The following is an 18,681-nucleotide window of genomic DNA, read 5'->3' as shown; positions in this document are numbered from 1 at the left end:
CATCGTGCCGCACGGCCGTGGCGGCCCCGGCCCGGCCCCTGCCCCGCGTGCGGCAGCGACGCCGACGCCCCGCCGGCCCGGAGGCCGACGGGGCGTCGGTGACGTGCTGGTCCTGCGTCAGGTCGGGTCGGGGTCCTTCGGGCCCTGGCGCGGGCCCGTGCCCTCGAGCACCTCGCTGACGCCGCCGTAGGGCTCGTGCCGCTTGCCGACGTGGGCCTCGGCCTGCAGCCGCTCGATGAGGTGCGGGTAGTGCGCCTCGAACGCCGGGCGCTCCGAGCGGATCCGGGGGATCTCCACGAAGTTGTGCCGCGGCGGCGGGGACGACGTCGCCCACTCCAGGCTGTTGCCGTGGCCCCACGGGTCGTCCCGCAGCGCGAGCTCGCCGTACTTCCACGACTTGACCACGTTGTAGATGAACGGGATCACCGAGGCGCCGAGGATGAACGACCCGATCGTGGAGACCGTGTTCAGCACGGTGAAGGTGTCGGTCTCCAGGTAGTCCACGTACCGGCGCGGCATGCCCTCGTTGCCCAGCCAGTGCTGCACCAGGAACGTGCCGTGGAACCCGATGAAGGTGAGCCAGAACTGCAGCTTGCCCAGCCGCTCGTCCATCATCCGGCCGCACATCTTGGGGAACCAGAAGTAGATGCCGGCGTAGGCAGCGAACACGACGGTGCCGAAGACGACGTAGTGGAAGTGGGCGACGACGAAGTAGCTGTCGTTGACGTGCCAGTCCAGCGGCGGGCTGGCGAGGAGGACGCCGGTCAGACCACCCAGGAGGAAGGTGATCATGAAGCCGATCGAGAACAGCATCGGCGTCTCGAAGGTCATCTGACCCCGCCACATGGTGCCGATCCAGTTGAAGAACTTGATCCCGGTCGGCACCGCGATCAGGTAGGTCAGGAAGGCGAAGAACGGCAGGAGCACCGCGCCGGTGGCGTACATGTGGTGCGCCCAGACGGCGAGGGAGAGCGCGCCGATCGCGATGGTCGCGAAGACCATGCCCTTGTAGCCGAACAGCGGCTTGCGGGCGAAGACCGGGATGACCTCGGTGACGATGCCGAAGAACGGCAGCGCGATGATGTAGACCTCGGGGTGCCCGAAGAACCAGAACAGGTGCTGCCACAGCATCGGGCCGCCGTTCTCGTCCGAGTAGACGAGGGAGCCGAGGTTGCGGTCGGCCAGCATCGCCGCGATGGCGGCGGTCAGGATCGGGAACGCGAAGAGGACCAGCACGCTGGTGACGAGCGTGTTCCAGGTGAAGATCGGCATCCGGAACAGCGTCAGACCCGGCGCCCGGAGGCAGACGATCGTGGTGATGAAGTTGACCGCGCCGAGGATGGTGCCCAGACCGCTGACCGCCAGACCGGCGAACCACATGTTCGCGCCCGGGCCCGGCGAGTGGACGACGTTGGACAGCGGCGCGTAGGCGTACCAGCCGAAGTCCGCCGCGCCACCCGGCGTCAGGAAACCGCCGACGACGATCAGGCTGCCGAAGAGGAACAGCCAGTACGAGAAGGCGTTCAGCCGCGGGAACGCGACGTCCGGCGCCCCGATCTGCAGCGGCATGATGAGGTTCGAGAACGCGAAGAACAGCGGCGTCGCGAACATCAGCAGCATCACCGTGCCGTGCATGGTGACCAGCTGGTTGTACTGCTCGGGAGACAGGAACTGCAGCCCCGGCCGCGCCAGCTCACCGCGCATCAGCAGCGCCATGATGCCACCGCCGATGAAGAACGCGAACGAGGTGGCCATGTACATCAGACCGATGGTCTTGTGGTCGGTGGTCCGCAGCAGGTTGGAGAGCCGCGAGCCCTTTTCGACCACGTGAGCCGGGCTGGGCCGGCTCACGATGGGCGCCGGTGCAATCGTCACGGTCGGCAGCTTAGACCGTGCCACCCGGCCGCTCAGGTCCGGCAGGCGAGGCGCGCCGGGCGATCACCGTCCGCGCAGGTAGGTGGCCACCTCGACCGAGATCGTGACCGGCACGGTGGCCGGCAGCCGGGCCACCGAGGCCGCCAGCGCGTCCGGTGCCAGGTGCCGGGCGTGCGGCCCCATGCCCACCAGCGTGGTGACCGCCGCGTGGTCCAGGAGCAGGGTCCGGCGGAGCCGCTCGGCGCCCGCGCGCGCCAGGTGCGGCTCCAGGGTGGCGCTGAGCCGTTCCGCCTTGCCCGGGTCCACGCGCAGCAGGCCCAGCGGCGCGACGAGCTCGGTCAGGTGGTCCCGGCCGGGTGTGGCCACGACCAGCCGCCCGTCCGGGCGCAGCACCCGGGCGATCTCGGGGCCGTTGCGCGGGGCGAAGACGACCAGCGCCCGGTCCACCACGGCGTCGCGCACCGGCAGGCGGGCCCAGGTGTCCGCGACCACCGCCACCGCACGCGGGTGCGCCTTGGCGGCGCGGCGGGCCGCGTAGCGCGAGGCGTCCAGCACCACACCGGCCGCCCCCGGGAGCGCGTCGAGCAGGCGGGCCAGGTGGTGCCCGGTGCCGCCGCCGAGGTCGAGCACCGTGGCCGGCTCCCCGGGCAGGACCGCCGCTGCCAGCGCCGCCGTCACGCCGTCGTAGTGGCCGGCGGAGAGGAACGCCACCCGGTCGGCGACCATCGCGGCCGAGTCGCCGGTCGGCGGGCGGCGCCCCGGGGGCAGCAGGGTCAGGTGCCCCTGCCGCGCCCGGTCGACGGCGTGACCCGTGGCGCAGCGCAGCCCGGCGCCGCCCCCCTCGACGGCGAAGGGTGCCGTGCACACGGGGCAGGCGAGCAGCCCGACCGCGCGCGGGTCCAGCGGTGGGGTGCTCACCGGCGCGGGGGCACCGGGTGGAAGGTCACGTCGCGCAGCCGGCCGTCGGCGGCCACGGCGGTGACGAACGTCCCGTGCGGCTGGCGGCGGCGGTCCGTCGGCGACCCCGGGTTGACCAGCCGCAGGCCGGAGGCGGCCGTGGTGTCCCAGGGGATGTGGCTGTGCCCGAACACCAGGACGTCGGCGTCGGGGAAGCGGGCCGCGCACCGGGCCTCCCGCCCCGCCGCCTGCCCCGTCTCGTGGACGACGGCCAACCGGACGCCCCCGATCTCGGCGCGGGCGACCTCGGGCAGCCGGTCCCGCAGCGGCCCGTGGTCGTTGTTGCCGTGCACCGCGACCAGGCGCGCCGCCCGCTGCTCCAGCGCGTCGAGCAGCGCGACGTCGACCCAGTCGCCGGCGTGCACGACCACGTCCGCGGCGTCGATCGCCGCCCACAGCGCATGAGGTAGCTCACGCGCGCGCTTGGGGACGTGCGTATCTGCGGTGAACACCAGCGAAACAGGCACGACGACATGGTTGCAGGCCGCTACGTTCTCTCCCGGCCGGCGATCCGGCCCGTTCCGCACGACCCGAGGACCTCCCGTGACCGAACCCTTCCCCTCCCCTGCCGCGGGCGGCGCGCCGACCGCCGCCGACGAGCCCTACGAGAAGCGCTGGCTGGCCCTGGGCGTCATCGCCATGACCGTCCTGCTGGTCATCCTCGACGCCACGATCGTCAACATCGCGCTGCCCGCCGTCACCGCCGACCTGGGCATCAGCGCCGCCAGCCAGCAGTGGATCGTCACCGCCTACACGCTCACCTTCGGCGGCTTCCTGCTGCTGGGGGGCCGCATCGCCGACTTCTGGGGCCGCAAGCGCACCTACCTGGTCGGCGCGGCCGGCTTCGCCGTCGCCTCCGCGCTCGGCGGCATCGCCCAGAACGAGGCGATGCTGTTCGGCGCCCGCGCGCTCCAGGGCGTCTTCGGCGCGCTGCTGGCCCCGGCGTCGCTCGCCCTGCTGACCGTGCTGTTCACCGACCCCAAGGAGCGGGCCAAGGCCTTCGGCGTCTACGGCGCCATCGCCGGCGGTGGCTCCGCCGTCGGCCTGCTGCTGGGCGGCGTGCTGACCGAGTACGCCGACTGGCGCTGGTGCTTCTGGGTGAACCTGCCGGTGGCCCTGCTCGCGATCGTGCTGGCGGTCCCGATCGTCCCGGAGAGCAAGGCCCCCGGGGACACGAGCTACGACATCCCCGGCGCGGTGCTGGTCACCCTGGGCCTCGGCGCCGTCGTCTACGGGTTCACCCGGGTCGCCGAGGCCTCGCAGACCAACGCGGCCGAGGCGGCTGCGGCGAACGCGCAGGCCGCGGCGCAGGGCGCGCCCGCGCTGGTCACGCCTGAGAGCGGCTGGACCGACGGGCTCGCCTGGGTCTTCATCGTCGGCGGGCTGCTGCTGGTGGCGCTGTTCGTGCTGCTGGAGCTGCGCACCCGCAACCCGCTGCTGCCGATGCGCATCGTGCTCGACCGCAACCGCGGCGGGGCCTACCTCACCTCCACCCTGGTCGGGGCGGGGCTCATCGGGGCCTTCTTCTTCCTGAGCCTGTACTTCCAGCAGGTGCTCGGCTACGAGCCGGTCATGGCCGGGCTGGCCTCGCTGCCGACCACGCTCGGCGTCTTCGTCTCGGCCGGCGCCTCCAGCGCGCTGCTCCCGCGGGTCGGGCCGAAGCCGCTCATGGTGCTCGGTGGCTTCCTGGCCGCGGCCGGGCTGTTCACGCTGTCGCTCGTGGGGCTGGACACCGGGTTCTGGACGCTGCCCTTCCCGGGCCAGCTGCTCTTGGGCCTGGGCCTCGGCTTCACCTTCGTGCCGCTGTCCAACCTCGCACTGGTGGGCGCCGGGCAGCACGACGCCGGCGCGGCCAGCGCCATGCTGAACGCCACGCAGCAGGTGGGCGCCTCCATCGGCACCGCCGTCCTCGCCTCGCTCTCGGTGGCGGCGATCAGCACCTACACCGCCGACGCGCTCACCTCCGGGGCCGACCCGCGGGACCCGGCCGTCGGCCTGGCCGCGCAGGTCGAGGGCTACACCACGGCGTTCACCTGGGCGGCCGCGCTGCTGGTGCTGGGCGCGCTCGTCGCCGCGGTGCTCATCAAGGCGACCAAGGAGGACCTGCCGGCCGAGGGCGACGCCGTCGTCCACGTCGGCTGAGAAGGCACCCCGGGCGCCTCTCCCCACGACGGGAGGGGCGCCCGGTGCGTTCGGGGGCGGATCAGGCCCGCTGGCGCTCCGCGAGAGCGCGCAGCCGGGCGTTGTACGCCGTGAGCTCGGTGTCGCCGTCGCGGTCGGCCGCGCGGTCGAGGGTCCGCGCCCGCCGCTCGTCCGACCGGGCCCAGGAGAAGAACACGACGGACAGCACCAGCACGGTGGGCAGCTCGCCGAAGGCCCACACGATGCCCCCGGCCACGGCCTGGTCGGCCAGCGGGTCGACGCCCCACCCGGCCGGGGGTTCGGCGAAGGAGTCGACGACGAGCGAACCGGCCATCATGATCGCGACGCCGAAGAAGGCGTGGAACGGGACGGGCAGGAACAGCTCGAGCATGCGGCCCGGGTGGCTGAGCGTCCGCGGCCAGGGGTCCTGGGCGACGATCGGGCCGAAGAACAGCAAACCGGTGACCACGAAGTGCGCCAGCATGAACTGGTGCCCGGCCGGGTTGGACATGAGGGCGTCGAACAGCGGGGTGAAGTAGACGCCGTAGAGGCTCGCGAGGAACAGCGGGACCGTGAACAGCGGGTGGGCCACGGCGCGGGCGAACCGGCTGTGCAACGCCTCGAGCAGCAGCGCCCGGGGGGCGCCCGCCGGGCCGCGGCCGCGCGGCAGCGTGCGCAGCGCCAACGTCACGGGCGCGCCGAGCAGCAGGAGCAGCGGGGTGATCAGCGACAGCACCATGTGCTGGGTCATGTGGACGCTGAAGAGCACCATGCTGTAGCCGTTGAACCAGGTACCGGTCACGGCGAAGAGCGACGCGGTGCCACCCGCCCAGGCCAGCGTCCGCCACCACGGCCAGGAGACCCCGGTGCGCCGCAGGCGCACGACCGCGGCCAGGTAGACGACCAGCCCGACGATGCTGAGGACGGCCAGCACCGACCAGGCGTCCAGGTGCGGGAGGAGCATCCGCCCCCAGGTGGGCGGCTCGTCCGGGACCCACATCCCCGAGTGGTGCCCGTGCTCCACCGCGATCTCCTCCTGCCGGCCGGTCGTGCGCCTCCACTGTCCCACTGCGCACCGCCGCCCCGGCCGGCGGCGGCCGCGACCCGCCCCACGCGCGACGCCGCCCCCCGCCGGAACTGCTCCGGCGGGGGGCGGCGTCGTGGTCGGTGCGGCGTCAGATCTGGACGCCGCGCTCCCGCAGCCACGGCAGGGGGTCGATCCGCTCGCCGTCGATGCCGCCGACGCGCACCTCGAAGTGCAGGTGCGGGCCGGTCGACTGGCCGCGGTTGCCCAGCAGCGCGATGGTGTCGCCGGCGCGCACCACCTGGCCCGGGGTCACGAGGATCTCGTCCATGTGGCCGTACACGGTGACGTCGCCGTCGCCGTGCTGGATGTACACGACGAGCCCGTAGCCGCTGGCGGGGCCGGCCTCGAGGACGACGCCGTCGGCCGCCGCGTACTCCGGCGTGCGCATCGGCGCGGCCAGGTCGATGCCCCCGTGGAGGGTGCCCCAGCGCTGGCCGAAGCCGCTGGTGAGCCGCCCGCCCTGGACCGGGAGCACCGCCTTGGGGCGCGCCGCCTCGGCGGCGGCACGGTCGGCCTCCTCCTGGGCGACCCGGTCGGCCTCGGCCTGGACGTCCGCGGCGGCCGTGCGGTCGGCGTCGCGGGCGTTGCGGCTGGCGACGACCTCGCGCAGGCGCTCGGTGTCGTCCGCGTCGACCTTCGGCGCCGCGGAGGAGGCGTCGATGCCGAGCTGCTCGGCGACGCTGATCGAGTGGCCGGCGGTCTCGGTCGCCACCTCCGTCGCGCCGCTCACCGATGCGCCGCTGATGCTCAGCGCGCCGATCAGGGCGGCGGCCAGGTAGAGCGAGGACCGGCGGCGCCCGGCGGGGGGGCGGCGGTCCAGCCGGCCGCGGCGGCCCGCCGCCACGGCGGCGACGACCTCGGCCGGCTCGGCCTCGGGCGCGACGGCGGCGTCGCGGACGACGACGACCGGCTCGCCGGGGACCGGCGACGGCGCGGGCTGCTCGACGGCGTCCTTGACGACGACGACGGCCTGCGGGGCGGGGGCGGTGCCCTCGGCCAGCGCGGCGACGTCGGTGACCGGCGCGAGCGCGGCCAGGTCGACGGCGGACCGCTTGTAGGGCGTCGGCCGGCGCCGGGCGGGCGCCTCCGCGGCCGCCGCCGCGACCTTGGCGGCGATCACCTTCAGGACCGCGGCCCGCGCCGTCGTGAGCGGGGTCGGCGCCTCGACCCGGTGGCGACCACCGGTCCGGTCGCGGCGCGGCGAGGTCTCCGCGGCCGGCGCAGCCCCCGTGGCGCGGCCGCGCGTGCGGGTGGTGGGAACGGTGGTCCGACGGGTCCCCGTCCCGCGCGCCTTCCCCTGGCGCTGCGGCGGGACCGCGGACCCGGCCTTGTCCTCGCGCGTCCCGCCGGTGGCGGGAGCCGGAGCGGGCGTGGCGTCGACCGTGCCGGTCGGTGCCGCACCCCCCTCGGGGAGGCGGTCGTGGTGGAGCGGGCTCATGCACCTGACTTCCGTCGGCGGACATTGCACAGCGGCTCCCGGGGAGAGGAGCGGGGCCCATGTAAACACGCCGTGATGGATTCGTGATCTGGAGAGCGGGGTACGGACCTGCAGTTCTGTGAACCGGATCACCGATGCGCGCACCGATCCATCGCCTGTGCGTGAGCAGAGTTGAACGCAGAGTGAACAACGCGCCGTGGATGGTTGAGAGTCGCGCGATCCGGCTCACGTAGGGGCAGAAGACCCTTTTCCGATGCCCGATCGAGGGAGAAGTCCTATGCGCGCAGTGACCTGGCACGGCCGAGGAGACGTCCGGGTGGAGACCGTCCCGGACCCCACCATCCAGGAGCAGACCGACGTCATCGTCGAGATCACCTCCAGCGGCATCTGCGGGTCCGACCTCCACCTCATCGAGGTCATGGCGCCGTTCATGACGGTCGGCGACGTGATGGGCCACGAGCCCATGGGGATCGTCCGCGAGGTCGGGCGGGACGTGACCGCCGTGAAGCCCGGCGACCGCGTCGTCGTGCCGTTCAACATCTCCTGCGGCACCTGCTGGATGTGCGCCGAGGGCCTGCAGTCCCAGTGCGAGACCACGCAGAACCGCGAGCAGGGGATGGGCGCCTCGCTGTTCGGCTACACCAAGCTCTACGGGCAGGTGCCGGGCGGGCAGGCCGAGTACCTGCGGGTGCCCTTCGGCAACACGCTGCCGATCAAGGTGCCCGACGCGCCGTCGGACGACCGGTTCGTCTACCTCTCCGACGTGCTCCCCACCGCCTGGCAGGCCGTGCAGTACGCCGGCATCCCGCAGGGCGGCAGCGTCCTGGTCCTCGGGCTGGGCCCCATCGGTGACATGGCCACCCGCATCGCCAAGCACCTGGGCGCCGGCCAGGTCATCGCCTCCGACGTCGTCCCCGAGCGGCTCGCCCGCGCCCGGCGCAACGGCATCACCGTCATCGACTCGACCGACCAGGCCGAGGTCGTCGCCCGGGTGCGCGACCTCACCGACGGCCGCGGCCCCGACGCGGTGATCGATGCGGTCGGCATGGAGGCGCACGGCTCCCCGCTGGCCACCATGGCGCAGAAGGCCAGCGCGGTCGTGCCGGACGCCATCATGGAGAAGGTCATGCAGGTCGCCGGGATCGATCGGCTGGCCGCGCTCAACACCGCCATCGAGGCGGTCCGCCGAGGCGGCACCATCTCGCTGTCGGGCGTCTACGGCGGCGCCACCGACCCGCTCCCCCTCATGCGCATGTTCGACAAGCAGATCCAGCTGCGCATGGGCCAGGCCAACGTGTGGCGCTGGGTGCCCGACATCCTCCCCCTGCTGGTCGACGGCGACCCGCTCGGCGTCGACGAGTTCGCCACCCACCGGGTGCCGCTGGAGCAGGCGCCCGAGGCCTACGCGAACTTCCGCGAGAAGAAGGACGGCGCGGTGAAGGTGCTGCTGCAGCCCTGATCCCAGCGGTCCGCGGACGTCGCAGGGGCGTCACCGCAGTGCGGTGACGCCCCTGCGCCGCCCGGTCAGACCCGCGTGGTCTCCCGGTGGAGGCCCCCGACCGAGCTCACCCGCAGGGCGGTGTAGACCGGGCAGTACCCGGCCGCAGCGGTGACCAGCATGATCACCGACACCACCCAGAGCACGATGCCGAAGGCCGAGCCGGCTCCGGTGAGCAGCGCCGTGACGGCAGCCCCGATGCCGACGACGGCGCGGATCCCCCGGTCGGTGGTGCCCATGTTCCGCTTCATGCGTCCTCCTCCACGAGCCCCCGAGGCCTCCACCTTGGCGGGTCCGAGCGGTGCGGGTCAGTGCCCGAGGACCGGAGCCGGCAGGACCTTCGAACGCCAGGGCCGGGGCCGTCGGTCAGCGCCGGCCGCCCGCAGGAGTCGCACCGACCTCTGCCGGGGTAGGGGGCGGGACATGACCACCACCGCGGAGAAGTCCGGCAGCTACCGCCTCGGCGACCGGGAGGTGCACCGCATCGGCTACGGCGCCATGCAGCTGACCGGTCCCCACGTGATGGGGCCGCCGGCCGACCGGGAGGCCGCGATCGCCGTCCTGCGGCGCGCCGTCGAACTGGGCGTCGACCACATCGACACCAGCGACTACTACGGCCCCACCGTCGTCAACGAGCTCATCCGCGAGGCCCTGCACCCCTACCCCGACGACCTGGTGATCGTCACCAAGGTGGGTGCCCGCCGCGACGCCGACGGGGGGTGGCCCGAGGCCCTCGCCCCCGACGACCTCCGCCGGGCGGTGGAGGAGAACATCGACCACCTCGGGGTGGAGGCGCTGGACGTGGTGAACCTGCGCATGCCCGGCTTCGCCGAGCCGGTGGAGCGCTCGCTCGCCGAGCCCTTCGAGGCGCTCGCGGCCATGCAGCAGGAGGGGCTGGTCCGCCACCTCGGCGTGAGCAACGTGACGCCGCAGATGTTCGCCGAGGCCCAGTCGATCGCGCCCGTGGTGTGCGTGCAGAACCACTACAACCTGGTGCACCGGCACGACGACCCGATGATCGACGCCCTCGCCCGCGAGGGCATCGCCTACACGCCGTTCTTCCCGCTGGGCGGCTTCACCCCGCTCCAGTCGGCCGCTCTCGAGACCGTGGCCCGGCGGCTCGGGACGACGCCGAAGCAGGTGGCGCTCACCTGGCTGCTGGCCCGCTCCCCCAACCTGCTGCTGATCCCCGGTACCTCGTCGGTCGCGCACCTCGAGGAGAACCTCCAGGCCGCGGCGCGGGTGCTCGGCCCGGAGGAGCTGGCCGAGCTCGACCGCATCGGCGGCACCGGCGAGCCCGACCCCGCCGGCTGACCCCGGGCAACCGGCGCCGGCCGCTCAGGGCCGCGGGACCGGCCCCAGCACCCGGTCGAGGTGCTCGTTGCCCAGCACCCCACCGGGGTCCAGCCGGTCCCGCAGCGCGACGAACGCGTCGAACCCGGGGTAGCGCCCACGGAGGGCCGCGGCGTCCAGGCCGTGCAGCTTGCCCCAGTGCGGCCGGCCGCCCACCTCCCCGGCGATCCGTTCCAGCGCGGCGAACCAGCCCCCCGGCTCGGCGCCGGCGGGGACGTGCGCGGCGACGTAGGCGGTGTCCCGGCCCGACGCCGTCGACAGGGGGACGTCGTCGGCCGCGGCCAGCCGCACCTCCACGGGGAACGCCGACTGCCAGTCGGCGGCCTCGTGCACCCGGCGCAGCTCGGCGAGGACCGACGGGGCGTCGGCGCGGGGGACGGCGTACTCCATCTCCAGGAAGCGCACCCGCCGCCGGCTGACGAAGACGCGGTGGGAGTGGTCGGTGAACGAGCGCGGGCCCAGCGCCTTCGCCGAGACCCGCGCCAGCCCGGGCACCAGCGCCGGCACCCGGCGGCCGGTGGCCACCACCCCGGCGAAGGCGGCGTTGGCCAGCACCTCGTCGTCCCACACCGCGCGCCAGCGCGGCAGCGGGGCCAGCCCGTCGGCCAGCGGGACGCGCGTGTTGCGCTTGACCAGCGTCGCGTCGGTGTGCGGGAACCAGTAGAACTCGACGTGGTCGGTGGAGGTCATCAGCTCCTCGAAGCCCTCCAGCGCCGCGGTGAGGGCGCCCGGCCCCTCGGCGGCGCGGAGCGCGAAAGCCGGCTCGGCCTGCAGCGTCACCGCCGTCACCACCCCCAGCGCCCCCAGGCCCACCCGCGCGGCGGCGAACACCTCCGGGTGCCGCTCCGCGTCGCAGGTCAGCACCTCCCCCGAGGGCAGCACCAGCTCGACGCCGCGCACCTGGGTGGCCAGCCCGCCGAACCGCGCCCCGGTGCCGTGCGTGCCGGTGGCCAGCGCCCCGGCGACGGTCTGCCGGTCGATGTCGCCCAGGTTGGTCAGCGCCCACCCCCGGCGCAGCAGCTCGGCGCCCAGCCGGTGCAGCGTCGTGCCCGCACCCACGGTGACCAGCCCGTCGTCGGTGAGGGACCGGACCCCGGACAGGCGGTCGCAGACCAGCTGGACGTCGTCGGGCCGCCCGATGCCCGAGAAGGAGTGCCCGCTGCCGATCGGCCGCACCCGGCGCCCCCCCGCGGCCGCCGCGGTGAGCACGTGGGCGACCTCGTCGACCGACCGGGGGTGCACCGCCGTCGCCTCGGCCCGCTGGTTGCCCGCCCAGTTGCGCCACCGCGTGCGGACCCCGGTCCGGTCCAGCAGCTCGGTCACCGGTCTCCCTCCGTCGAACGGGGACTCTGGCGGCTGCCTCCCCGGTGGTCAACCGCCCGCGAGCTCTTGCCCGCCCGGCTCGGCACCGGGCACGCTGCGCCGTGATGAGGCCGGATCCCGCCGCCGGGCGGCACGCGGCGCTCGAGGCCGCCACCGCGGCGCTCGACGCGCCGTTCGCCGTCGTGGACCTCGCCGCGCTCGATGCCAACGCGGCCGACCTGGTCGCCCGGGCCGCCGGCCGGCCCGTCCGGGTGGCGAGCAAGTCGGTCCGGTGCCGGGGCGTCCTGCGCCGGGTGCTCGCCCGCCCCGGCTTCTCCGGGGTGCTGGCCTACTCCCTGCGCGAGGCGCTCTGGCTGGCGGGCGGGGACGACGCCGTGAGCACCGACGTCGTCGTCGGCTACCCCTCGGTCGACGCCGGTGCGCTGCGCGCGCTCGCCGCCGACGAGCAGGCAGCGGACCGGGTGACGTTGGTCGTCGACTCGGTCGACCACCTCGACCTCCTCGACGCCGTCGTCCCGCCCGGCACCCGGCCGCCGCTGCGGATGTGCCTCGACGTCGACGCCTCCCTGCGCGCCGCCGGCGGGCGGGTGCACGTCGGGGTCCGGCGGTCGCCGGTGCACTCCCCCGGCGCGGCCGTCGCCCTGGCCCGCGCGGTGGTCGACCGCCCCGGCGTGGAACTGGTGGGCCTGATGGCGTACGAGGCGCAGATCGCCGGGCTGCAGGACGCACCGGCCCGCCGTCCCCTCCGGGGCCTGGCGGTGCGCGGGCTGCAGGCCGTCTCCGCCCGGGAGCTCGCGCACCGGCGCGCCGAGGTGGTGGCCGCCGTCTCCGCGGTGGCGCCGCTGCGGTTCGTCAACGGCGGCGGCACCGGCAGCCTGGAGCGGACCGCGGCCGAGCCCGCGGTGACCGAGGTGGCAGCCGGCTCGGGCCTCTACTCCCCCGCCCTCTTCGACGGCTACCGGGCCTTCACCGGGCGCGCCGCCGCCTTCTTCGCCGTCCCGGTCACCCGCGTGCCGGCGCCCGGCGTCGTCACCGTGGCCGGTGGTGGCTGGATCGCCTCGGGGCCGCCGGGGGCCGACCGGCTGCCGTTGCCGACCTTCCCGGCGGGGCTCCGCTGGCTGGCGGGCGAGGGCGTCGGCGAGGTGCAGACGCCGCTGCGCGGACCGGGCACCGCGGGCCTGCGCACCGGCGACCGGGTGTGGTTCCGGCACGCCAAGGCCGGGGAGCTCTGCGAGCACGTCGACGTGCTGCACGCGGTGGAGGGCGGCGCCGTGGTCGACGCGCTGCCCACCTACCGCGGCGAGGGCCGTTCCTTCGGCTGACGGACGGCTCGGCAGGGGCCCCTGGGACGGCTGGGGCCCGCCGCGGGTGTCGGAACTCCGCATGCGCGTGCGCCCGCCTGCCGGACCCATACGGTCCCGCCCGGTAATGCATCGTCGAAGGAGTCGTCTTGTCCTACCCCCCGCAGGCGCCGCCGCAGTACTACGGCCCGCCGCCCGCCTTCCAGCCGCCGGCCAAGAAGGGTGCCGGGCTCGCCATCGCCTCGATGGTGCTCGGCATCATCGCCCTGCTGCTCAGCTGGATCCCGATCGTCAACAACGTGGCCGCGGTCATCGCGGTCGTCGGCCTGGGCCTGGGCATCCCGGCCCTGCTCCGCGCCCGCCGGGGCACGCACGGCGGCACCGGCATGGCCGTCACCGGCCTGGTCACCTCGGTGCTCGCGATCGTCGTCGTCTTCGCGACCCAGGCGTTCTACGCGGACGTCATCGACGAGGTGCAGGAGGAGCTCGACCGCGCCGGGGACGAGGTCTCCGCGCCGCCGGCCGGTGACGCCGCCCCCGCCGGGGCCGAGGAGGCACCCGTCGCGGACACCGTGCCGCTCGGCGTGCCGGCGCAGGTCGGCGACTACCAGGTCATCGTCGACGCCGTCGAGCTCGACGGGAACGCCATCGCCGCCGCCGGCAACCAGTTCAACGAGCCCGCGACGAACGGCCAGTACGTCGTCGTCCAGCTGACGGCCACCTACACCGGTGCCGAGGAAGGCTTCCCGGGGATGGACCTCACCGCGGTCGTCCACGGCAACGACAACCGCCAGTACAGCGACGCCGAGTGCATGGCCCTGCTGCCCGACGACGCGATGAACGCCCCCACCCTCAACCCGGGCGGCACGGACACCTTCCAGTTCTGCATGGACGTCCCGCCGGCCGCTCTCGCGGGTGCCGAGCTGTCGGTGGAGCCCACCATCAGCTTCGGCTCCGACGAGCGCGTCTTCTACGCGCTGGGCTGACCGGTCGCACGACGGCGGCCGACCGGCCGCCGTCGTGCGCGGGCCCTCACCGGGCGCGGGCGACCCGCGCCTCGTCGAACACCGGCTCGGCGGACTCGTACACCCGGCCGTCGGAGCCGAACACCAGGAAGCGGTCGAAGGAGCGGGCGAACCAGCGGTCGTGGGTCACCGCGAGCACCGTCCCCTCGAACGCCGCCAGCGCCTCCTCCAGCGCCTCCGCGGAGAGCACGTCGAGGTTGTCGGTCGGCTCGTCCAGCAGCAGGAGCGTGGCCCCGGACAGCTCCAGCGCGAGGATCTGGAACCGGGCCTGCTGGCCACCGGACATGGTGCGGAACGGCCGGTCGGCGGCCTCGGTGAGCCCGTACCGGCGCAGCACCGACATCGCGCGCCCGCGGTCGACGCCCGGCCGCCCGGGCTCCCCGTGCCACAGCAGGTCGACCGGGGTCCGGTCCTGCCACTCCGGGTGCGCGTGGGTCTGCGCGAACAGCCCCGGGACGACGCGCGCCCCCAGCCGCCAGGACCCGGTGTGCGCGACCTCCTGCCCGCCGAGCAGCCGCAGGAAGTGCGACTTGCCCGCCCCGTTGGCGCCCAGCACGCCCACGCGGTCGCCGTACCAGACCTCGAGGTCGAACGGCTGCATCAGCCCGGTCAGCTCCAGCTGCTCGGCGATCACCGCCCGGACACCGGTGCGCCCGCCGCGCAGCCGCATCGCCACCTTCTGCTCCGGCGGCCGGTCCGGCGGGGGCCCGGCGGCCTCGAACTTGGCCAGCCGGGTCTGCATCGCGGAGTACTTCGACGCCATGGCCGGTGAGTTCTTCGCCTGCTGCTGGAGGGTCTTCACCAGCTCGACGAGCCGCTCGTGCTCCTCGTCCCACCGCCGCCGCAGCTCGGCGAGACGGTCGTGCCGTGCGGTGCGCGCCTCGTGGTAGCTGGCGAAGCCACCACCGTGCACCCACGCCGACCCGCCCTCGACGGTGACCACGCGGTCGGCCACCCGGGCCAGCAGCTCGCGGTCGTGGCTGACGAACAGCACCGTCTTCGTCGTCTCGAGCAGCCGCTCCTCCAGCCAGCGCTTGCCGGGCACGTCGAGGTAGTTGTCGGGCTCGTCGAGCAGCAGCACCTGGTCCGGCCCGCGCAGCAGCGCCTCGAGCGCCAGCCGCTTCTGCTCGCCGCCGGAGAGCGTGGACAGCTCGCGGTACTTGCAGCGCTCGTAGGGCACGCCGAGCGCCGCCACCGTGACGGTGTCCCAGGTGACCTCGGCGTCGTACCCGCCGGCGTCGCCCCACTGCGCCAGCGCGTCGGCGTAGGCCATCTGCGCGCGCTCGTCGTCGCTCTCCATCAGCGTCAGCTCCGCGGCCTCCACCGCGTCCCAGGCCGCGCGCACCGCGGGCGGCGAGAGGTCGACGAGGAACCGCTGGACGGTCGTGTCGTCCCGCACCGCCCCGATGAACTGGCGCATCACCCCGAGGCCGCCGGTGCGGGCCACCGAGCCCGCCTCGGGCAGCAGGTCGCCGGCGATGATCCGCAGCAGGGTGGTCTTCCCCGCACCGTTCTCGCCCACCAGCGCCGCGCGCGCCCCCTCGCCCACGCGGAAGGAGACGTCGTCCAGCAGCACCCGCCCGTCGGAGAGGGTGTGCCGGACACCGGTCACGTCGACGTAGCCCACGGGCTCATCCTGCCCGGGCGGGCAACCGCTTTCCGGCGGTGCTCAGCCGATGCACCGGTCCAGGCGGTACCGGGCCAGCCGCTCGACCAGCTCCGGGAGGGCACCGACCGGCGACCCGCCCAGGTCGCGCCGGCAGTCCCGGACCACCCGGACGACCGCCCGGTGCCCGATCCGGCCGGAGTACTCCCCGCTCAGCCGGACGACGGCCGCGCTGACGGCGTCGTCCCCGTGCGCGCCGGTGCGCCCGCGGTCGTGGAGGAGACCGGCCGGCGCTGCCGCCGGGCCGGTCGGGTCGTCGGGGGCTGGGCCGGAGGGGCTCGGCGGGACGACCAGGGTCATCGGCGGTCCTCGGTTCCGGAGGGTGACCGGGCCGGAGCGGCCTCGGCGTCCCACACGGTGCCGGTCCGCCGCCGGGGTCGCCAGGGCCCAAAGGCCTGACCGGGTTCAGCCCAGCACGATGGAGAGCACCGTGGCGCCCGCCGCCAGCAGCATCGCCAGCACCACGACCGCGGCGACCAGCCGCCGCCGGCGCTCGGACTCCGGCCCGCCGGCCCCACCCATGCCCATCACGACAGGCGACGCTACCGCCCGGGGGGGGCTGCTCGGCCGTGCGCCGCCGGATGGATCAGCGGGCCGCGCGCCGTCCCCAGAGCAGCGTGTCCAGCGCGGTGCCCTGCGGCGTGGCCCGGCGGACCTGCTCCAGGCGGTCCACGTCCAGGAGCCGGGCGACCGGGGCCAGCCGGTCGACGCTGTGCAGGATCGACGGTTCCTGCGGCCCGCCCACGCCGGCCGTCAGGTTCGCCACGTCGTGCCCGAGCAGCAGCAGCCGGCCGCCGGGGCGGAGCCACCCGACCGCCCGGGCGAGCAGCGGCGTCATCTCCTCCTGCGGCAGGTGGAGGTAGGCGACCAGCACCAGGTCGAGCGATCCCTCCCCGGCCGACCAGGTGAGCACGTCGGCGGCCACCCAGCTCACCCGCTCGGCCCCGGGGCGGGTACGGCCGCGCTCGAGCCCCACGTCGGAGAAGTCGACGGCGGTCACCGCCCACCCGCGGCCGGCCAGCCAGAGCGCGTGCCGGCCCTCGCCCGCGGCGAGATCGACGGCGGTGCCCGGCGGGACGTCGGCGAGCAGGTCGGCCACCAGGTCGTTCGGCCCCGGCGACCACTGCGCCTGCTCGGCGTACCGCCGGTCCCAGTCCTCTGCCCGCACGCCGGCAGTGTGGCAGCCGGGTCGCCCCCCGCGCCCGGGCGCGGGTGGGGTGCCACGTGGCACGCCGCGACGCCGCCGGTGGAGGTCGTCGAGCGACGGCGGTGAGGCCCGCGGTGTCGTACCCCGCTGCGACGCTGGGCCCGTGACGACCCTGCACGACGTGGCCCTCCTGCGCCTGGTGGCCCAGCGGCTGGCCGGGCCGCCGGCCACCGACGCCGCCGCGGCGGTGCACCGGCTCCTGGCGGTGCAGGGCCAGGACTTCCCGGGCGCGGTGACCTCGGTGGCCCTGCGCACGCGGGCCCGGGACCGCGCCGCCGTGCTGCACGCCCTCGACACCGGGGCCGTCGTCCGCTCCTGGCCGATGCGGGGGACGCTGCACCTGGTCCCCGCAGGCGACCTGCCCTGGATGCTCGAGCTCCTCGGCCCCCGTGCGCTCGCCGGGCTGGCGGGGCGGCGCGCCGCCCTGCGGCTGACCGACGCCGACGCCGAGCGGGCCCGGGAGCTCGCCGTCGCCGCGCTCTCGGGCGGCCGCCGGCTCACCCGCCGGGCGCTGCTCGCGGCCGTCGACGAGGGCGGGGTGGCGACGACCGGCCAGCGCGGCTACCACCTGCTGTGGTTCCTCGCCCAGACCGGCACGCTGTGCCTGGGGCCGACGGAGGACGGCGAGCAGCTGTTCGTGCTGCTCGACGAGTGGGTCCGCGGGCCCCGCCGGCTCGCCCGCGAGGAGGCGCTCGCCGAACTGGTGCTGCGGTACTTCCTCGGCCACGGCCCGGCCACGGTGCACGACCTGGTCCGCTGGGCGGGGACGACGGTGCGCGACGTCCGCACCGGCCTGGACGCGGTCCGGGACCGGCTGGCGCGCGTCGAGGTGGAGGGCACCGAGCAGTACCTCGACCCGGAGACCCTCGACCGCTGCGCGGCGCACCGGGAGGCCGCCCGCGCACCGCTGCTGCTCCCCGGGTTCGACGAGTTCGTGCTGGGCTACGCCGACCGGGAGGCCGTCCTGGACCCGGCGCACGCCGAGCGCATCGTGCCCGGGCGCAACGGCGTCTTCCGCCCGACCGTGGTCGTCGACGGCCGGGTCACGGGGACGTGGCGGCGAGCCGGCCGCGGCGCCGCGCGCACGGTCGAGGCCGAGCCGTTCACCGGGTGGGACGCGACCGTCGCCGAGGCCGTCCCGCGGCTGGCCGCCGCGCTGCCGTGACGGCCCCGCGGGTCAGCGGCGTTCGACCAGGAAGACGGGGATGCGCCGGTCGGTCTTCTGCTGGTACTCGGCGTACGGCGGGTAGGCGGCCACCGCCCGCTCCCACCACTCGTCGCGCTCGGCGCCGGAGATCTCCCGCGCCACGCCGTCCCACGGCTCGGGGCCGTCCTGCACGGTGACCTGGTCGGGGTGCGCCCGCAGGTTGGCCACCCACGCGGGGTCGGTCGGCGCCCCGCCCTGAGAGCCGACCATGGCGTAGACGCCGTCGTGCTCGACGCGCATCAGCGGCTGCTTGCGCACCTTGCCGGACTTCGCCCCCCGCGTGCTGAAGATCACCACGGGCAGCCCCGTGTCCCGGAGCGTGTTCGCCTCGCGTCCACCGGTCGCCTCGTAGCGCTCCACCTGGTCGCGCACCCACTGCTGCGTGCTCGGTTCGTACTCACCCTCCAGCGGCATGGCCCGAATCTAGGGCCGGCGCGGAGGTGCTGCGCGGCGACCCGAGTCGCGGCGCGCGGAGCCCGGTGGCAGCGTGCACCCGGCCGGACGGCGGGAGGAGCAGCACGGGATGCGGTACAGCGAAGGAGCCGGCCTCGACACGTCGGGCGTCCGGGACCTCCGGGGCGGCGGCGGGTTCGGGGGTGGGC

General features: G+C 75.1%; 18 protein-coding genes. 6 read left to right on the top strand and 12 right to left on the bottom strand.

What is annotated here, in order from left to right:
- Positions 1–117: 117 nt before the first annotated feature.
- The 3 genes from ctaD to E9565_RS12680 all read right to left on the bottom strand — a co-directional run bounded on the left by ctaD (position 118) and on the right by E9565_RS12680 (position 3,299).
- Positions 118–1,875: a cytochrome c oxidase subunit I gene (gene ctaD, locus E9565_RS12690; protein ID WP_236835317.1), complete on the bottom strand. Its 1,758-nt coding sequence runs from the start codon at positions 1,873–1,875 to the stop codon at positions 118–120.
- A gap of 63 nt (positions 1,876–1,938) precedes the next feature.
- Positions 1,939–2,778 carry a methyltransferase domain-containing protein gene (locus E9565_RS12685; RefSeq protein ID WP_255723777.1) on the bottom strand — a complete coding sequence of 280 codons (840 nt, stop codon included), beginning with the start codon at positions 2,776–2,778 and terminating at the stop codon, positions 1,939–1,941.
- A gap of 11 nt (positions 2,779–2,789) precedes the next feature.
- Positions 2,790–3,299 (bottom strand): metallophosphoesterase, encoded by a 510-nt coding sequence (locus E9565_RS12680; RefSeq protein WP_236825617.1) that lies wholly within the window; start codon positions 3,297–3,299, stop codon positions 2,790–2,792.
- 76 nt (positions 3,300–3,375) lie between these two features.
- Between E9565_RS12680 and E9565_RS12675 the strand changes: the two genes are divergently transcribed.
- Entirely contained in the window at positions 3,376–4,974 is a 1,599-nt protein-coding gene (locus E9565_RS12675; RefSeq protein ID WP_236825618.1) for an MFS transporter, read from the top strand.
- 61 nt (positions 4,975–5,035) lie between these two features.
- Here E9565_RS12675 and E9565_RS12670 read toward each other — a convergent pair whose 3' ends face one another.
- Together E9565_RS12670 and E9565_RS12665 are read right to left on the bottom strand one after the other, a co-directional pair.
- Positions 5,036–5,998, bottom strand: coding sequence for a cytochrome c oxidase assembly protein (locus E9565_RS12670; RefSeq protein ID WP_236833467.1), 963 nt, complete (start codon positions 5,996–5,998; stop codon positions 5,036–5,038).
- Positions 5,999–6,149: 151 nt separating this feature from the next.
- On the bottom strand, positions 6,150–7,499 hold the full coding sequence (locus E9565_RS12665; RefSeq protein WP_236835313.1) for a M23 family metallopeptidase: 1,350 nt from the start codon (positions 7,497–7,499) through the stop codon (positions 6,150–6,152).
- Positions 7,500–7,815: 316 nt separating this feature from the next.
- Here E9565_RS12665 and E9565_RS12660 point away from each other — a divergent pair, with 316 nt between their 5' ends.
- On the top strand, positions 7,816–8,958 hold the full coding sequence (locus E9565_RS12660) for an alcohol dehydrogenase catalytic domain-containing protein (protein WP_236833466.1): 1,143 nt from the start codon (positions 7,816–7,818) through the stop codon (positions 8,956–8,958).
- Between the two features lie 65 nt (positions 8,959–9,023).
- On the opposite strand, the gene E9565_RS12655 is transcribed toward E9565_RS12660, so the two are convergent.
- Positions 9,024–9,248 (bottom strand): DUF2892 domain-containing protein, encoded by a 225-nt coding sequence (locus E9565_RS12655; protein WP_236825622.1) that lies wholly within the window; start codon positions 9,246–9,248, stop codon positions 9,024–9,026.
- A 172-nt stretch (positions 9,249–9,420) separates the two neighbouring features.
- Here E9565_RS12655 and E9565_RS12650 point away from each other — a divergent pair, with 172 nt between their 5' ends.
- The gene (locus E9565_RS12650) at positions 9,421–10,311 is read left to right on the top strand and encodes an oxidoreductase (RefSeq protein ID WP_236825623.1); all 891 of its coding nucleotides are present in this window, start codon (positions 9,421–9,423) and stop codon (positions 10,309–10,311) included.
- Positions 10,312–10,335: 24 nt separating this feature from the next.
- Here the strand turns inward: E9565_RS12650 and E9565_RS12645 are convergent, their stop codons facing one another.
- On the bottom strand, positions 10,336–11,673 hold the full coding sequence (locus E9565_RS12645; protein WP_236835311.1) for a D-arabinono-1,4-lactone oxidase: 1,338 nt from the start codon (positions 11,671–11,673) through the stop codon (positions 10,336–10,338).
- Positions 11,674–11,777: 104 nt separating this feature from the next.
- Between E9565_RS12645 and E9565_RS12640 the strand changes: the two genes are divergently transcribed.
- On the top strand, positions 11,778–12,995 hold the full coding sequence (locus E9565_RS12640; protein WP_236835309.1) for an alanine racemase: 1,218 nt from the start codon (positions 11,778–11,780) through the stop codon (positions 12,993–12,995).
- A gap of 128 nt (positions 12,996–13,123) precedes the next feature.
- Positions 13,124–13,960, top strand: coding sequence for a DUF4190 domain-containing protein (locus tag E9565_RS12635; protein WP_236825626.1), 837 nt, complete (start codon positions 13,124–13,126; stop codon positions 13,958–13,960).
- 46 nt (positions 13,961–14,006) lie between these two features.
- On the opposite strand, the gene E9565_RS12630 is transcribed toward E9565_RS12635, so the two are convergent.
- The 4 genes from E9565_RS12630 to E9565_RS22965 form a co-directional block, all read right to left on the bottom strand.
- Positions 14,007–15,626, bottom strand: a complete 1,620-nt coding sequence (locus E9565_RS12630) for an ABC-F family ATP-binding cassette domain-containing protein (RefSeq protein ID WP_236835307.1) — start codon at positions 15,624–15,626, stop codon at positions 14,007–14,009.
- A gap of 42 nt (positions 15,627–15,668) precedes the next feature.
- A complete protein-coding gene (locus tag E9565_RS12625) occupies positions 15,669–15,965 on the bottom strand; it encodes a three-helix bundle dimerization domain-containing protein (protein WP_236825628.1) in 297 nt (98 codons plus the stop codon).
- Between the two features lie 105 nt (positions 15,966–16,070).
- Positions 16,071–16,193 carry a hypothetical protein gene (locus E9565_RS22545; protein ID WP_255714984.1) on the bottom strand — a complete coding sequence of 41 codons (123 nt, stop codon included), beginning with the start codon at positions 16,191–16,193 and terminating at the stop codon, positions 16,071–16,073.
- Positions 16,194–16,251: 58 nt separating this feature from the next.
- Complete coding sequence (locus E9565_RS22965; protein WP_308196126.1) at positions 16,252–16,833, bottom strand: class I SAM-dependent methyltransferase; 582 nt, start codon at positions 16,831–16,833, stop codon at positions 16,252–16,254.
- Between the two features lie 142 nt (positions 16,834–16,975).
- On the opposite strand from E9565_RS22965, the gene E9565_RS12615 reads away from it, so the two are divergent.
- On the top strand, positions 16,976–18,037 hold the full coding sequence (locus E9565_RS12615) for a winged helix DNA-binding domain-containing protein (protein ID WP_236825631.1): 1,062 nt from the start codon (positions 16,976–16,978) through the stop codon (positions 18,035–18,037).
- Between the two features lie 12 nt (positions 18,038–18,049).
- Here the strand turns inward: E9565_RS12615 and E9565_RS12610 are convergent, their stop codons facing one another.
- Complete coding sequence (locus E9565_RS12610; protein WP_236825632.1) at positions 18,050–18,493, bottom strand: nitroreductase family deazaflavin-dependent oxidoreductase; 444 nt, start codon at positions 18,491–18,493, stop codon at positions 18,050–18,052.
- Positions 18,494–18,681: the final 188 nt, after the last annotated feature.

The organism is Blastococcus sp. KM273129 (assembly GCF_021698995.1).
Taxonomy (GTDB): Bacteria; Actinomycetota; Actinomycetes; order Mycobacteriales; family Geodermatophilaceae; genus Blastococcus.
The sequence above is the reverse complement of the archived record's forward strand: the minus strand, read 5'-3'. Positions and strand labels throughout refer to the sequence as shown.

What these genes read in the sequence shown, in the direction of transcription:
- E9565_RS12665 (WP_236835313.1), bottom strand. Translation starts at nt 7,499, where the DNA reads ATGAGCCCGCTCCACCACGACCGCCTCCCCGAGGGGGGTGCGGCACCG.
- E9565_RS22545 (WP_255714984.1), bottom strand. Translation starts at nt 16,193, where the DNA reads ATGGGCATGGGTGGGGCCGGCGGGCCGGAGTCCGAGCGCCGGCGGCGG.
- E9565_RS12650 (WP_236825623.1), top strand. Translation starts at nt 9,421, where the DNA reads ATGACCACCACCGCGGAGAAGTCCGGCAGCTACCGCCTCGGCGACCGG.
- E9565_RS12655 (WP_236825622.1), bottom strand. Translation starts at nt 9,248, where the DNA reads ATGAAGCGGAACATGGGCACCACCGACCGGGGGATCCGCGCCGTCGTC.
- E9565_RS12625 (WP_236825628.1), bottom strand. Translation starts at nt 15,965, where the DNA reads ATGACCCTGGTCGTCCCGCCGAGCCCCTCCGGCCCAGCCCCCGACGAC.
- E9565_RS12640 (WP_236835309.1), top strand. Translation starts at nt 11,778, where the DNA reads ATGAGGCCGGATCCCGCCGCCGGGCGGCACGCGGCGCTCGAGGCCGCC.
- E9565_RS12610 (WP_236825632.1), bottom strand. Translation starts at nt 18,493, where the DNA reads ATGCCGCTGGAGGGTGAGTACGAACCGAGCACGCAGCAGTGGGTGCGC.